Below are 14,625 nucleotides of genomic sequence, written 5' to 3'. Positions count from 1 at the left end.
TGCGAAGGGACGCGCCGGACCGATGAAGAGATCCGCCCTGGTCACCGCTCTCACCACCGCCGCCCTGCTGGGCGGCGTCCTGGTCTCCCAGGCCCCCGCCGCGGAGCGCGCGGCCGCCTGCACCGCCGCCGACGCCGACATCTACACACCCCCCGCCACCGCCCCGGCCACCCCGGGCACCGTGCTGGCCTGCCGTTCCGTCACGTTGAGCCAGGTGCCGGGCACCATCGCCATGTCCGCCTGGAAGGTCCTCTACAGCTCCACCGACAACCAAGGCCGTCCCGTCGCCGTATCCGGGACCCTCGCGGTCCCCACGGCGCCCTGGACCGGCCCCGGCACCCGCCCGGTCGTAGCCTTCCACCCCGGCACCCTCGGCCTCGGCCCCCAGTGCGCGTTCTCCAAGCAGCTCGCCGGGGCCTACCAGGACGAGTACGAGGGCGACAACATCGCGGCCCTGCTCAGAGCCGGGTACGCCGTCGCCGCCACCGACGGTCCCGGCTACCTCGACGGCCAGACGCACCGCTACGTCGCCGGCACCGACTCCGGCCACGCCCTGCTCGACATCGCCCGCGCCGCCCCCGCCGTGCCGGGCAGCGGTCTGTCCCGGCAGGCCCGTGTCGGCCTGTGGGGTTACTCCGAGGGAGGTGCGGCCAGCCTGTGGGCGGCCCAGCTGGCGGCGGGCTACGCACCCGAGCTCGACGTGGTCGGGGACGCCTCGGGCGGCGTCCCCGGTGACCTGAAGCAGGTGGCGGCCGGGCTCGACGGCAGCGCCTTCTCAGGCTTCCTCGCCGACGCGGCCATCGGCGTCCAGGCCGCCTACCCCGCCCTGCCCCTCGACCCGCTCCTCAACGACCAGGGCCGGGAGGCCGTGAAGACCGCCAAGTCCGTGTGCCTGGTCGGCACCGTCACCGCCCTCGCGGGCAAGAGCCTCAAGGACTTCACCACGGCCGGGCTCACCCTCGACCAGCTCTACCAGCAGCGCGGCAGCGACGGCCGCACCTGGGGCCAGGTCCTGGACGCCCAGAAACTCGGCGTGAACCTCGGGGCCCACCGGATCGACTTCCCGGTCCTCCAGTACCGCGGCGCCCTCGACGAGGTCATTCCCACCGCCACCGAGGACGCCGTCCGCGCCGCCTACTGCGCGGCCGGAGTGAAGACCGGCTGGAAGATCTACCCCGGCGACCATCTGCTCACCGACAACCAGGCCGTCGGCGACGTCGTCTCGTGGCTCGGCGACCGCTTCGCGGGCCGGCCCGCCCGGAGCGACTGCTGATCGGCCCCGGACCACCGTTGATCCGATACGACGATGGGGGCGCCCGGCATCACACCGGGCGCCCCCATCGTCGTAGGAGCGAGATCAGCGGGCCTTGCCGCCGCCCTTCGGCAGCTTCATGCCCTTCGGCATCGGGCCCTTCGGCAACGGCATGTTGCTCATCAGGTCGCCCAGCGCCCGCAGCCGGTCGTTGGTGGCGGTCACCTGGGGGCCGGTCAGCACCCGCGGCAGCTTGAGCATCGTGGTCCGCACCTTCTTGAGGGGGACCTGGCCCTCGCCCGTGCCGACGACGATGTCGTGCACCGGCACGTCCGCGACGATGCGGTTCATCTTCTTCTTCTCGGCGGCCAGCAGGCCCTTGACCCGGTTCGGGTTGCCCTCGGCGACCAGGACGATGCCGGCCTTGCCGACGGCCCGGTGCACCACGTCCTGGCTGCGGTTCATCGCCACCGCGGGGGTGGTCGTCCAGCCCCGGCCGATGTTGTCCAGAACGGCCGCGGCGGCACCCGGCTGGCCCTCCATCTGCCCGAACGCGGCCCGCTCGGCCCGGCGCCCGAACACGATCGCCGTCCCGAGGAAGGCGAGCAGGAAGCCCAGGATGCCGAGGTAGACCGGGTGGCCGATCAGGAGACCGATGGCGAGAAAAACGCCGAGGATGAGGATGAAGACACCCGCGAGTACCAGGCCGATCTTCTTGTCGGCCTTGCGGGTCATCTTGTACGTCAGGGCGATCTGCTTCAGTCGCCCGGGGTTAGCGGCATCCGCCGCACTGTCACTTCTCGCCATGCCCCGAAGTCTACGTGGCCCCGCAGGCGCCGACGACGGCAGTGTCCGCCCCTCGAAAGGCGGGCTTCAGGAGCTGATGGTGAAGGTCTGGTCCAGGACGCGCTGCGCCTCGACCCGGTCCTTGGCGCGGCGGCGGTCCTCCAGGACGGAGGTCCAGGCGTTGCGCCGGGCGGTGCGCTGACCGCTGCTCAGGAGCAGCGACTCGACGGCACGCAGTGCAGTGGAGAACGACGGGATGGCGGTGGCGCGAACCGGCGCGGCCTGCATGATGGGGGTCCCCCTCGGGATGGCGGCTCTGGTGAGTGGTGCACAGGGTGTACAACGAGCGTCACTGAATGGTGTTACCAGCGCGTGACTGACCGGTCAAACGCGCATGAAGCCTTGATGCGCCGCCCGAAAACACGGACGCGGCCCCGATGACCCCCCTATCTGCGGGGATGTCCGGGACCGCGTCAATCGGCCACTACCGAGCGGTAGTTGCTTGTGCTCGGATTCACACGTTTGGCGTGGCACTCCGTGCCATCAGGAGCCGCTCAGACGGCCTGCGAGGCGACGTAGGAACCACGCTTCTCTACGGCCATCTGGTAGAGCCGGCCCGCCCGATAGGAGGACCGGACCAGCGGGCCCGACATCACACCGGAGAAGCCGATCCGCTCGGCCTCCTCCTTCAGCTCCACGAACTCCTGCGGCTTGACCCAGCGCTCCACGGGGTGGTGGCGCACCGACGGGCGCAGGTACTGCGTGATGGTGACGAGCTCGCAGCCCGCGTCGTGCAGCTGCTGGAGCGCCTCGCTGACCTCCTCGCGGGTCTCGCCCATGCCGAGGATCAGGTTGGACTTGGTCACCAGGCCGAAGTCACGGGCCTCGGTGATGACCTTCAGGGAGCGCTCGTAACGGAAGCCGGGGCGGATGCGCTTGAAGATCCGCGGGACCGTCTCGACGTTGTGCGCGAAGACCTCGGGGCGGGACTCGAAGACCTGCTGGAGCAGCTCCGGCACGGCGTTGAAGTCGGGGGCGAGCAGCTCGACCTTGGTGCGGCCGGCCTCGCGGCCCGCGGTCTGCTCGTGGATCTGGCGGACCGTCTCGGCGTACAGCCAGGCGCCGCCGTCCTCCAGGTCGTCGCGGGCGACGCCGGTGATGGTGGCGTAGTTCAGGTCCATGGTGACCACGGACTCGCCGACGCGGCGCGGCTCGTCACGGTCGAGCGCCTCGGGCTTGCCGGTGTCGATCTGGCAGAAGTCGCAGCGCCGGGTGCACTGGTCGCCACCGATGAGGAAGGTCGCCTCGCGGTCCTCCCAGCACTCGTAGATGTTGGGACAGCCGGCTTCCTGGCACACCGTGTGCAGACCCTCGCTCTTCACGAGCTTCTGCATCGCGGTGTACTCGGGACCCATTTTCGCCCGGGTCTTGATCCACTCGGGCTTGCGCTCGATGGGGGTCTGAGCGTTGCGGACCTCCAGGCGCAGCATCTTGCGTCCGTCGGGTGCGACTGCGGACACGACCGGCTCCCTAGCGTTGATTCTTCGGCGTGCTCAAGGGTACGCCCGTGGATTTGAAAGTCCGCTGCCCGTCTCAGGCCGCAGGTGTCTTCTCGATCACCCTCGGCTTGAGGTCCGCGTTCTCCAGTACGTCCTTCAGGTGCCGCTCGACGACCGGCAGGACCTCGTCGATGGTCACGTCCCGGCCGAGTTCGTCCGCGAGGGAGGCGACCCCCGCGTCACGGATGCCGCAGGGGATGATGCGGTCGAACCACTTGTTGTCCGGGTTCACGTTGAACGAGAAGCCGTGCATCGTCACGCCCTTGGCCACCCGGATGCCGATCGCCGCGATCTTGCGGTCCTCGCGGCGCTGGCCGGCGTTGGAGGGGGCGTACTCCGGCCCGTTCATGCGCGGGTCGAACTCCTCGTCCGTCAGCCGGGGGTCGAAGTCCAGGGAGAGACCGCCGAGGGACGGCCGCTGCTCGACCGGGTCGCCGAGCACCCAGACGCCGCTGCGGCCCTCGACCCGGGTGGTCTCCAGGCCGAACTCCGCGCAGGTGCGGATCAGGGCCTCCTCCAGCCGCCGTACGTGCGCCACCACGTCCACCGGACGCGGGAGCTTCTGGATCGGGTAGCCCACCAGCTGGCCCGGCCCGTGCCAGGTGATCTTGCCGCCGCGGTCGACGTCGATGACGGGAGTGCCGTCGAGGGGGCGTTCGTTGTCCGCGGTGCGCCGGCCCGCCGTATAGACAGGGGGGTGTTCGAGCAGCAGGACCGTGTCGGGGACCTCGTCCTCGAACCGCGCCGCGTGCACCCGGCGCTGCTCGTCCCAGGCCACCTGGTACTCGACCGCGTCCGCACCGAACCCCATGCGGACGAACCGCAACCCACTCACGGCAAGCGCCTCCCTAGAAGGTCGTAAGGCACGAAGGGTGCCTGTGCCACTGTACGTCCGGCCCGCGGACGTCAGCCCTGGGGGCAATCCTCACACGATCGGATGAACGAGCGTCGAAGTGTGCGATCGCCTGCTCACTCTCCGCTACATTCGCGCCGTTCGCAGAGGCCATAAGGGCTGCTCACAGGCAATCCGGGCACCACGTGACCACGTGACGGCCCGAAAGGCAGGAGACCGCACCGCAGATGACGGAACGACCCGCGCAGCGCACTCCCAACCGACAGCTCGCCGCGCTCATCGCAGAAGCGGGGTTCTCCAACGCGGGTCTCGCCCGACGCGTGGACCAGCTCGGTCTCGAACACGGGCTGGATCTCAGATACGACAAGACCTCCGTGACCCGCTGGCTGCGCGGACAGCAGCCCCGGGGCACCACACCCGCCCTCATCGCCGAGGTCTTCACCCGCCGGCTCGGACGCCGGCTCTCCGCGCAGGACCTCGGCCTCGACGCCTGCGCGCCCGTCTACGCGGGACTGGAGTTCGCCGCCGGTCCCGAGGAGGCCGTCGACATCGTCAGCGGCCTGTGGCGCAAGGACTCCGGCAGCCACGCCGAACTGCGCAAGATCGCCTTCACACCGGCCGGGCTGGTCGTACCCAGCCGTGACTGGCTGATCGGCCGCCCCGACGACCGGGTCGCCCGCGGCGAACCGCCCCTGCGGGTCCCGCCCCAGGGGCGCCCGGTGGTGCCCCGGCAGCGCGGCCAGGCCGAGCGCGGGCCCGGCCAGAAGGTCACCGGGGGCGACATCGCGGCCCTCGGCTCGGTCGGCGACCTCTTCCGCACCCTCGACGACCAGTACGGCGGCGGGCACGCCCGGCAGGCCCTGGTCCGCTACCTGGAGCACGAGTGCGAGCCGATGCTGCGCGGCACCTACGGCGAGACGACCGGACGCAGACTCTTCGCCGCCGCGGCCGACCTCACCCGACTCGCGGGCTGGACGTCGTACGACATCGCGGCGCACGGGCTCGCGCAGCGGTACTTCGTGCAGGCGCTGCGGCTCGCGCAGGCCGCGGGGGACCGGGCGTACGGGGCGTACGTGCTGGTGACGATGAGCAGGCAGGCCGTGTACCTGGGGCACGGCCGGGAGGCGATCCAGCTCGCGCGTGTGGCCCAGCAGGGTGTCGGCACGACGGCGCCGCCGGTCGTGCAGGCGCTGCTGCACTCGGCCGAGGCGCGCGGGCACGGAGTGCTGGGGGAGGTGCGGGCCTGCACGGCGTCACTGGTCCGCGCGGAACGGGCCCTGGAGGCGGCGCGTCCCGGCGACGAGGTGCCGCACTGGGCACGGTTCTTCGACGAGGCGCAGCTCGCGGACGAGTTCGGGCACTGCCACCGGGATCTGCAGCAGTTCCGGGCGGCGGCGCAGCACGCCGAGCGCTCGCTTCAGTTGCGCGCGCCGGCGTACGCGCGGAGCCGGCTGTTCTGCCGGGTGGTGCTGGCCTCTGCGAGGCTGGGGCTGGGGGAGTTGGACCAGGCGTGCGCCCTGGCCGCGGAGGCCGCCGGGCAGGCGGCCGAGATGCGGTCGGTGCGGGCGGTGGAGTATGTGCGGGACTTCGAGCGGCGGTTGGAGCCCTATAAGGACGCGGCGCCGGTTCGGGGTTACCGGGACAAGGTGGCTGCGCTGGGGTGAGCCGCCTCGCCGTAACTCCGCACCGCCGTAAGCCGACCCCGACATGCGTCGCTGGCTTGTCGCGCAGTTCCCCGCGCCCCTGAGGGGGCGCGGGTTGCCGTCAAGCTGCCTGGGCTGTGGGAGCCGGGTCTGCGCGATGCATTGAACCTGCCGCTCCCAGGTCTTTCAGGATTGCCGTCGTCGCCCGGTGTGCCGAATGCAGTGCCCCCTGCACCGTGCTGGTGTCCCGGTGGTCGCCGCAGACGTACAGGCCGGCCAGCAGGCGGACCGGGCGGCGCAGGTCGTGCGGGGCGGGCATGGCCGGGACCGCCTCCCGGGTGTGGTGGACCGCGAGGGTCTCCCAGCGGTGCGTCGACGTGCCGTAGAGGCGGGACAGGTGGGTGCGGACGGCCGCGTCCAGGTCCGACGGGGGCTCGCCCAGGACCGTCGACGACACCAGCGCCCGTCCCGCCAGGGCCCGGCTCGGGTCGACCTCGCTGATCACCGCCGTGTGGGCCACCGGGCCGCCCCGGTCGGCGTCCAGCAGCAGCGCGGAACCCGTGCGGGGCGGGTCGTCCGTGGTGTGGTGGACCACCGTCACCGGGTGGAAGTCCGGCACCCGCAGCCCCGGCAGCAGCTCCGCCGCGGCCCGCGCGTCCGTCGCCAGCAGCACCGCCCGGCACCGGATCTCGCCGTGCCCGGCCGTGGTCACCGAGGTGGTCGCCACGGACGTGACCCGCACCCCCGTGTGCACGGTCCCGGCCGGCAGCGTCCGCGCGAGCAGCTCCGGCAGCGTCTCTGCGCCCCCCTCCGGCACACACAGCCGCCCGCCCGCGAAGGCCCGCAGCGCGAGGTCGGCGCACCGGCTGGACGTCGTCAGCGCCGGGTCGCACAGCAGCGCGGCGAGCAGCGGGCGCAGGAAGCCGTCGATCGTGCGCGCGGGCAGTCCCCGGGCCGTGAGCGCCTGCATGGCGGGCAGTTCGGGGCGGGCGAGGAGGCGTTCGACGGGCACGTTGGCGAGCCGGGTGAGGGCGGCACCGAGCCGGGCCTGATCGACGGCACCGCCGAGCGGGGTGGCCCCGCGGGGAACCCGGGACACGGTCCCCTGACCGGCACCGGGCAGCACCCGGAACGCGGCCCGCCGGGACGCGGCCACCAGCCCCGGCCCCGGCACCCCCCGAGGGGCGCTCGCCAGGGCGCGCACCGCGCGCAGTGCGCCCCTCGCGCTACGGGCGCCCGCCGGAGCGTCCACCCGGTGGTGCCGTCCGTCGCCGTGCAGCAGGACCCCCGGCGCGAACGGGCGCAGTACGAGCCCGTCGAGGCCGGGAGTCAGGCGCAGTTCGGGATACGCCGTGGACAGCAACTGGCCGATCCGGTCGAGCCGGAAGCCGTCGACCTTCTCGGTCGACATGCGGCCGCCCACACCGGGGGCGGCCTCCAACACCGCGACGGTCACTCCTTGACTGGTCAGCCGATGCGCCGCGGAGAGTCCGGCGACCCCGGCTCCCACGATCACGACGTCCGCCTGGTACGCGGGCTCAAGCACGTGCCCCTCCTCGAGGTTGCGCGGCCGGTGGAGACGTCATGCCCCCAACAGGCTCCGGGGATACCCGAGTTCGGGTCGAGGGTAGGGCCGTGATCGGTCAGGAACAGTCGCGCATCGACAGGGCACGGTCGCACACCGGTCGCATGTCGTCACAGACGGCGATGTGGCGGACGGCCGCCGCGCGGCGCCCATGTGACGGACGGTCACGTCAGAGATGTCTGCGGACGGCCGGGGAAGCCTCACGCCGCCCGGATCGCCCCGTCGATGTCCGGGAACGCGAACGTGAACCCCGACTCCAGCAGCCGGGTCGGCCGCACCCGCGCGCTGCCGAGCACGTCCCCGGCCATCTCGCCGAGCACGGCCCGCAGGACCGGCGCGGGGACGGCGAAGAGCGTCGGCCGGTGCAGCACACGGCCCATGGCCTCGGTGATCTCACGGTTCGTCAGGGGCTCCGGGGCGGTCAGGTTGAACGGCCCGGACAGCCCGTCGGTCTCCAGCAGGTGGCGGATCGCGGCGACCTCGTCGTGCAGCGCGATGAACGACCAGTACTGCCCTCCGTCGCCCATCCGCCCGCCGAGCCCGGCCTGGAACAGCGGGAACAGCCTGCCCCAGGCCCCGCCACCGCGGCCGACCACCAGGCCGGTGCGGGTGAACGCGGTCCGTACGCCCGCCTCCTGCGCCGGCGCGGCCGCCCCCTCCCACTCCACGCACAGCTCGGGCAGGAACCCCTCCCCGGCGGGCGAGCTCTCGTCGACGACCCGGTCACCGGTCTCGCCGTAGTAGCCCATGGCGCTGCCGTTCACGAAGACCTTCGGCGGCTCGTCCAGGGAGGCGACGGCCCGGGCGAGGGCGGCCGTGCCGTTGACCCGGCTGTCGTGGATCCGCTTCTTGTACGCCTCGGTCCAGCGCCGCGAACCGACCCCCGCCCCGGCGAGGTTGACCACGGCGTCGCACCCTGCGAGCCCGGCCGTGTCGACCCGCCCGGCCTCGGGATCCCAGCGCACCTCGGTCCCGTCCCGGGGCTCCCGGCGCACCAGGCGCACCACCTCGTGCCCGTCCGCGGCGAGGGACCGCACCAGGGCCGAGCCGATCAGTCCGGAGGCCCCGGCCACCGCGATTCTTGAACGTTGCATGACTTCATCCTGCCTGGTGGGTGCGTAAGAGCGATGTCTGGTTCCGGTACCCCGGTCGTAGGCTGACGGTCATGTCCGAGCTGTCCATACGCCTCGCCCTCCCTGACGACGAAGAGGAACTGGCCCGTCTCGACCGTGCCGAATGGTCGCCCCTGCACGAGGTCCTGCCCGAACAGGGGCCGCCCTACCGGCCGTTCTTCGACGAGCGGCACCTCCCCGACGACTGTCTGGTCGCCGAGGCGGACCGCCGCATCCTCGGGTACGTCCGTCTCGGTTTCCCGACCGGGCTCGGCGCGAACGCCCATGTGCGGCAGATCCAGGGCTTCGTCGTCAGCGCCCGGGCGCGTGGGCGCGGTGTCGGCCGGGCCCTGGTCCGCGCGGTCACCGAGGAGGCCCGCCGCCGGGGCGCCCGCCGCCTCACCCTGCGCGTCCTCGGCCACAACACGCCGGCCCGCCGGCTCTACGAGTCCGAGGGTTTCGCCGTCGAGGGCGTGCTGCCGGAGGAGTTCCTGCTGGCGGGGGAGTACGTGGACGACGTGCTCATGGGGCGCCGTCTCTGAGAACCTGGTCGGCCGCGGCGGTCGTACGGCGTCGGCGCACCACCAGGTAGAGCGCGACCCCCGCCACGAGCAGCGAGATCAGGAAGAACACGGGCACGGGAACCTCCGGAAAGACGAAAGGGACCGCCTCTCATCATCGGGGAAGGTGTAGCGCTACCGAATTTCATTCGCGGTGCGTCGGGCTTCAACCCGGTGGCGACGCGAGTGTCGTGATTGCGGTGTGGAGGGTCACGGTGTGGTTTCGGCGGAGCCGAACACTGCGGCCCCAGGGGGTTAGGCGAGGAACACGTGTTCCCGGCGACGTCGAGTGGTGTGTGTTCGTACGATCGCCGAATGCAGCTTCGGTACGCTTTCCGCCTGTACCCGGAGCCCGGTCAACGTGCTGCGTTGGCCAGGGCGTTCGGGTGTGCGCGGGTCGTGTTCAACGATGCGGTTCGCGCACGGGAGGACGCCCGCACCGCGGGCCTGCCGTTCCCGAGCGCGGCCGAGCTGTCGAAACGGCTGATCACCCAGGCCCGGCACACGGTTGAGCGTTGCTGGCTGGGCGAGGTCTCCTCGGTGGTGCTGCAGCAGTCTTTGCGGGATGTGGATGCCGCGTACCGGAACTTCTTCGCCTCTCTCAAAGGCGATCGCAAGGGGAAGCGGGTGGGTGCTCCGCGTTTCAGGTCGCGCAAGGACGCTCGGCAGTCGATCCGGTTCACCGCCAACGCCCGCTGGAAGATCACGAGGACGGGGCGGCTGGCCCTGCCGAAGATCGGCGAGGTGAAGATGAAGTGGTCCCGGGTCCTGCCCGCCGCGCCCTCCAGTGTGACGGTGATTCAGGACGCGGCGGGACGGTACTTCGCCTCGTTCGTCATCGACACCGACCCTGCGACGGACCGGGCGCGCTGGGATGAGCCGGAGCCTGGCAGCGCCGTCGGCATCGACCTGGGACTCACCCACTTCGCCGTCCTCTCCGACGGCACGAAGATCGACTCGCCGCGGTTTCTGCGCCGCGCGGAGAAGAAGCTGAAGAAGCCCAGCGGGAGCTGTCCCGAAAGCAGAAGGGATCGAAGAACCGGGCCAAAGCCCGGCTGAAGGTCGCCCGCGCCCACGCGGGCGTGACGGACGCGCGCAAGGAGTTCCATCACCAACTCTCCACCCAGCTGATCCGCGAGAACCAAGCGGTCGCGGTGGAGGACCTGGCGGTATCCGGACTCGCACGCACCCGGCTGGCCAAGAGCGTCCACGACGCGGGCTGGGCGCAGTTCGTGGCCATGCTGCAGTACAAGTCGCAGCGGTACGGACGGACCTTCGTCAGGATCGGCCGGTTCGAGCCCACCAGCCAGACGTGCTCCACCTGCGGCCACCGCGACGGGCCCAAACCCCTGCACGTACGGGAATGGATCTGCCCTGCCTGCAACACCGTCCACGACCGTGACCACAATGCCGCGATCAACGTCAAACAGGCCGCCGGACTGGCGGCATCAGCCTGCGGAGCGCCGGTAAGACCAGAACCCGTTCTGGCGCAGCGCGAAGAAACAGGAAGCCACGGAACCCTCACCCGAACCTGTGCCGCGTAGGAGCACAGCAACAGGTGAGGACGGCCGGAATCCCGGGCTTCAACCCGAGGAGCATGTCAAGACGTGACCAGCTCGCCCGTGTCCACCGGTGACGTGGCGTCCGCCGCCTTCTCGGCGTCGCCGGCGACCTCGGCGGCGGTCAGGACGTACCCCGTCTCGTCGTCGGAGGTGGAGCGGGCGAAGACCACGCCGTAGACCTTCCCCGAGGTGGTGAGCAGGGGGCCGCCGGAGTTGCCGGGGCGCACGGTCGAGCGGATCGAGTAGATCTCGCGGGTGACGGTGGCGTCGTTGTAGATGTTCTGCCCGGTCGCCTTGACCCGGCCCGCGACCGTGGCCGCCTGGAGATTCAGGTCGCCGTCCTGCGGATAGCCCGCGACCACCGCGGAGTCGCCCCGCGAGGCGCCGTCGTCGAAACGCAGCACGGGGGCGCGGAGATCGGGGACGTACAGCACGGCCACGTCCCGGTCCGGATCGAACAGCACCACGCGTGCCTCGTACACCTGCCCGACCCCGCCGATCCGGACGCTGGGCTCGTCGATGCCGGCCACCACGTGGGCGTTGGTCATCACGTGCTGCGGCGCGTACACGAAGCCGCTGCCCTCACGGCCCTGGGTGCCGGAAGCGCCCTCGATCTTGACGGTGCTGAGCTTGGCGGCGTCGGTGGCGGCGGCGGTGACGCTGTCTCCGGTGGGCTTCGCGACCTCGGCCGTCGACTCGTTCTCGAACGGGTTGAAGACCTGCGGGAAGCCCGCCTCGGTGAGCGCGGAGGTGGCCCGGGAGAACCAGGACGGCGTGGTCTCCGGCATGGAGTCCTGGACGGCGCCGAGCAGACGGGAGTCCCGGATGGCCGTGGTGACCAGCGGGGACGAGGACGCACCGAGCACACTGGCTGCGACCCACGCCACGATCAGCACCGCCACGGAGTTGGCCACGGCCCCGCCGACCCCGTCGGCCACCCTCAGCGGTCCCTCGTCCAGCTCCCGGCGCAGCCTGAGCGCCAGGCGGCCCGCCAGCTCGTGCCCCACGGCGGCCGGGACCAGCACGGTCAGCACCGCGGTCACCGTCGCGGCCGTGCTCCCCGGTGTCACCAGGTCCATCATCCACGGCAGCACCCACACGCCCACGACCGCGCCGCCGACGAAACCGGCGAACGAGACGCAGCCGGCCACCAGGCCGCGCCGGTAGCCGGAGGCCGCATAAGCGGCGATCACCAGCAACAGCAGGATGTCGAGCACGTCCACGGAGCCGCCCTTCTCTCTCGGAACCTTCAGTACGCAGGCGAGGCGTCCAGTGATCAGCTACGCGCACGCGTGGCACAGGGAACCGGCCACGCGTGCGTGCACCTGGAAAAACGTCGCGGACCAGGACGATGGTTCCACCGGGTGGCACAGCACACATCGCGGGCGCGGCGGATCCGTCCCACAGTGGGACCATGCGTGTCCGAAGAGCCCGGGGAATACGAAGGCGCCGCCCGACCCGCATACGCCACGCGAGCGGAACAGTCCTCGCCCTGCTGCACCGACTTCCCCGCAAACCCCGCAAGCGACCGCCCCCGGCCGGTCCTACGGCCCGCGCTCCACACGTCCCCGACGCCCCCGCCCCGTCGGCGTCCGCCAGACCCACGGTTCCCGTTGCAGAGGGTGCTCAGGGAGCTGCGGCTGGGCCGAACGCGACCAGTCCTGCCGCCGCCGAGCAGGAGGCGTCCGCCGGGCATACGGTCCCTGCCGGGCCAGAGACCTCTGCCCCAACCGGGGCGCCTTCCGGCCCTTCGCAATCCGGTGAGCTTGGGGTCACTGCCGCTGGGGGCGATGCGTCTGCCGGGTCGGGGGTCCCGTCTCGCGCTGCTGGGGGTGATGTCTCTGCTGGGTCGGGGGTCCCGTCCCGTGCTGCTGGGGGTGATGTCTCTGCTGGGTCGGGGGTCCCGTCTCGCGCTGCTGGGGGTGATGTCTCTGCTGGGTCGGGGGTCCCGTCTCGCGCTGCTGGGGGTGATGTCTCTGCTGGGTCGGGGGTCCCGTCCCGTGCTGCTGGGGCTGATGCTTCCGCCGGGCCCGGAATCCCCTCTCGCCTCGCCGGAGCTGATGCCGTTAGCGGACCTACAGCCCCCTCCGGCCCCGCTGGGGGTGATGCCTCTGCCGGGTCCGGGGTCCCGTCTCGCGCTGCTGGGGGTGATGCCTCCGCCGGGTCTGGCGTCTCGTCCTCCCTCGCCGGGGCTGATGTCTCCGCCCGACCTTGGGCACGGTCCCGACCCTGGGGCCGACGCCTCCGCCGGACCCAGGGCTCCCTCCCGCCCCGCGGGGCTGATGCCTCTGCCGGGCCTGTGGTCCCGTCCCACCCCGCCGGCCCCGACACCCCTGCCGGGACTGTGGCCCCTTCCCGCCCCGCCGGGCCCGGCGCCCCCGTCGGCCCCGACGCCCCTGCCGGGCCCGTTGCCCCTTCCCGCCCCGCCGGGGCTGTCTCGGCCGGGCCTCGGGTCCCGTCCCGCCCCGCCGGGCCCGACGCCCCTGCCGGCCCCGACACCCCTCCCGGGCCCATGGCCCCCTCCCGCCCCGACGGGGCTGTCTCTGCCGGGCCTGGGGTCCCGTCCCGCCTCTCTCGGGGTGATGTCTCCGCCGGACTAGGGGGTCCCTTCCGCCCCTGGGGCCGGCTCCTCCGCTCTGCCCGGAACGCCCTCCCGCCCCGCGCCGACGCCTCCCCCGGAGCCCCCTCCCACCCAGCCGGGGTAACGCCTTCCGGGGGATCTGCCGCCTCCGCCGGGGCTTCCGCTTCCGCCGGGCTCACCGAGCCTGCCGCACTGAGCGACAAGCAACTGTCCGAACCGATCGCCGGGGCCGAGGCCGAGCAGAGCTCCCCACCCACGGCCCCCGTCCGCCCCCCTGCCCCCGCTCGCCCCGCGATCCCCTCACCCCCAGCCCGGGCCCGGACCCGCCCGCGGGTGTCCCGGGCCGGGCGGATACTGGTCGGCTGTCTTCCCGGGCTCGCCGTCGTTGTCGGGCTCGTGCTGTGCGTCAAGGGGGTGGAGCGTGCCGTTGACGGCAGGTCTGCCGGGGCCGTCGCGGCGGCACGGGAGGGAACAGTGACCGTGACGCCGGGCGCGGCCAGGCCGCACATCGTGGCCAGGGCGGTGTGGGCCCTGGGCGGTGAGGGGAACACCGCCGCCCGTACCCCGCCGCCCCCGCGCTACGACGACAAGGTGCTCGCCGTCTTCGTGCACCACACCGACTCGCCCAACGACTACGACTGCGCGGACACGCCCCGCATCATCCGCTACCTCGCCGCAGGCCAGACCGGCGCCCGGGACTGGGACGACATCGGCTACAACTTCCTCGTCGACCGCTGCGGCACCATCTACGAGGGCCGTGCGGGCGGTGTCGACCGTCCCGTCACCGGCGCCCACACCCTGGGCTTCAACCACCGCACCGCGGGCATCGCCGCCCTGGGTACCTTCACCGCCTCAGTCCCCGTCCCCCGGGCGATGACCGACGCGATCGCCGCCCTGGCCGCCTGGAAACTCGGCCTCGCCGACATCGACCCGCGCACCACCGTCCGGCTCACCTCCAGCAACAGCCTCAGCCGCTACAAAGCCGGCACCACCGCCGCGCTCCCCGCCCTCGCGGCCCACGGCGACGCCTACATGACGACCTGCCCCGGCGCCGCCCTCGAAGCCCGGCTGCCGGAGATCAGGGAGAGGGCGGCCCGCCTCCAGGGCAGGACGTGACCCACCGACCGCCCCG

General features: G+C 72.3%; 11 protein-coding genes and 1 pseudogene. 5 read left to right on the top strand and 7 right to left on the bottom strand.

Translation table 11 applies throughout. The annotated features are described in order from the left end of the window. Positions 1–22: 22 nt before the first annotated feature. Entirely contained in the window at positions 23–1,273 is a 1,251-nt protein-coding gene (locus ABZ098_RS02470) for a lipase family protein (RefSeq protein WP_356586415.1), read from the top strand. A gap of 84 nt (positions 1,274–1,357) precedes the next feature. Here the strand turns inward: ABZ098_RS02470 and ABZ098_RS02465 are convergent, their stop codons facing one another. The 4 genes from ABZ098_RS02465 to lipB form a co-directional block, all read right to left on the bottom strand. Further along, the gene (locus ABZ098_RS02465; protein WP_356586413.1) at positions 1,358–2,059 is read right to left on the bottom strand and encodes a DUF4191 domain-containing protein; all 702 of its coding nucleotides are present in this window, start codon (positions 2,057–2,059) and stop codon (positions 1,358–1,360) included. Positions 2,060–2,125: 66 nt separating this feature from the next. Continuing rightward, entirely contained in the window at positions 2,126–2,326 is a 201-nt protein-coding gene (locus ABZ098_RS02460) for a hypothetical protein (protein ID WP_355738052.1), read from the bottom strand. A 266-nt stretch (positions 2,327–2,592) separates the two neighbouring features. Further along, positions 2,593–3,558, bottom strand: coding sequence for a lipoyl synthase (gene lipA, locus ABZ098_RS02455; protein ID WP_356586411.1), 966 nt, complete (start codon positions 3,556–3,558; stop codon positions 2,593–2,595). Positions 3,559–3,631: 73 nt separating this feature from the next. Further along, entirely contained in the window at positions 3,632–4,432 is an 801-nt protein-coding gene (gene lipB / locus ABZ098_RS02450; RefSeq protein WP_356586409.1) for a lipoyl(octanoyl) transferase LipB, read from the bottom strand. A 245-nt stretch (positions 4,433–4,677) separates the two neighbouring features. On the opposite strand from lipB, the gene ABZ098_RS02445 reads away from it, so the two are divergent. Then, the gene (locus tag ABZ098_RS02445; protein WP_356586407.1) at positions 4,678–6,114 is read left to right on the top strand and encodes a regulator; all 1,437 of its coding nucleotides are present in this window, start codon (positions 4,678–4,680) and stop codon (positions 6,112–6,114) included. Between the two features lie 100 nt (positions 6,115–6,214). On the opposite strand, the gene ABZ098_RS02440 is transcribed toward ABZ098_RS02445, so the two are convergent. Both ABZ098_RS02440 and ABZ098_RS02435 read right to left on the bottom strand, forming a co-directional pair. After that, the gene (locus ABZ098_RS02440; RefSeq protein ID WP_356586405.1) at positions 6,215–7,639 is read right to left on the bottom strand and encodes an NAD(P)/FAD-dependent oxidoreductase; all 1,425 of its coding nucleotides are present in this window, start codon (positions 7,637–7,639) and stop codon (positions 6,215–6,217) included. Positions 7,640–7,878: 239 nt separating this feature from the next. After that, positions 7,879–8,772: a TIGR01777 family oxidoreductase gene (locus tag ABZ098_RS02435; RefSeq protein ID WP_356586403.1), complete on the bottom strand. Its 894-nt coding sequence runs from the start codon at positions 8,770–8,772 to the stop codon at positions 7,879–7,881. Between the two features lie 71 nt (positions 8,773–8,843). Between ABZ098_RS02435 and ABZ098_RS02430 the strand changes: the two genes are divergently transcribed. Together ABZ098_RS02430 and ABZ098_RS02425 are read left to right on the top strand one after the other, a co-directional pair. After that, positions 8,844–9,332, top strand: coding sequence for a GNAT family N-acetyltransferase (locus ABZ098_RS02430; protein WP_356586401.1), 489 nt, complete (start codon positions 8,844–8,846; stop codon positions 9,330–9,332). A gap of 333 nt (positions 9,333–9,665) precedes the next feature. Further along, positions 9,666–10,894 (top strand): annotated as a pseudogene (locus tag ABZ098_RS02425) (RNA-guided endonuclease TnpB family protein). Positions 10,895–10,950: 56 nt separating this feature from the next. Here the strand turns inward: ABZ098_RS02425 and ABZ098_RS02420 are convergent. Further along, the gene (locus ABZ098_RS02420) at positions 10,951–12,135 is read right to left on the bottom strand and encodes a MarP family serine protease (protein ID WP_356586399.1); all 1,185 of its coding nucleotides are present in this window, start codon (positions 12,133–12,135) and stop codon (positions 10,951–10,953) included. Positions 12,136–13,787: 1,652 nt separating this feature from the next. Here ABZ098_RS02420 and ABZ098_RS02415 point away from each other — a divergent pair. Beyond that, complete coding sequence (locus ABZ098_RS02415; RefSeq protein WP_356587595.1) at positions 13,788–14,609, top strand: peptidoglycan recognition protein; 822 nt, start codon at positions 13,788–13,790, stop codon at positions 14,607–14,609. Positions 14,610–14,625: the final 16 nt, after the last annotated feature.

This window comes from Streptomyces sp. NPDC006335 (assembly GCF_040612795.1).
Taxonomy (GTDB): domain Bacteria; phylum Actinomycetota; class Actinomycetes; order Streptomycetales; family Streptomycetaceae; genus Streptomyces.
This window is presented reverse-complemented; position numbering and strand designations above follow the sequence as displayed.

What these genes read in the sequence shown, in the direction of transcription:
- ABZ098_RS02460 (WP_355738052.1), bottom strand. Translation starts at nt 2,326, where the DNA reads ATGCAGGCCGCGCCGGTTCGCGCCACCGCCATCCCGTCGTTCTCCACT.
- ABZ098_RS02445 (WP_356586407.1), top strand. Translation starts at nt 4,678, where the DNA reads ATGACGGAACGACCCGCGCAGCGCACTCCCAACCGACAGCTCGCCGCG.
- ABZ098_RS02465 (WP_356586413.1), bottom strand. Translation starts at nt 2,059, where the DNA reads ATGGCGAGAAGTGACAGTGCGGCGGATGCCGCTAACCCCGGGCGACTG.
- ABZ098_RS02470 (WP_356586415.1), top strand. Translation starts at nt 23, where the DNA reads ATGAAGAGATCCGCCCTGGTCACCGCTCTCACCACCGCCGCCCTGCTG.
- ABZ098_RS02430 (WP_356586401.1), top strand. Translation starts at nt 8,844, where the DNA reads ATGTCCGAGCTGTCCATACGCCTCGCCCTCCCTGACGACGAAGAGGAA.
- ABZ098_RS02435 (WP_356586403.1), bottom strand. Translation starts at nt 8,772, where the DNA reads ATGCAACGTTCAAGAATCGCGGTGGCCGGGGCCTCCGGACTGATCGGC.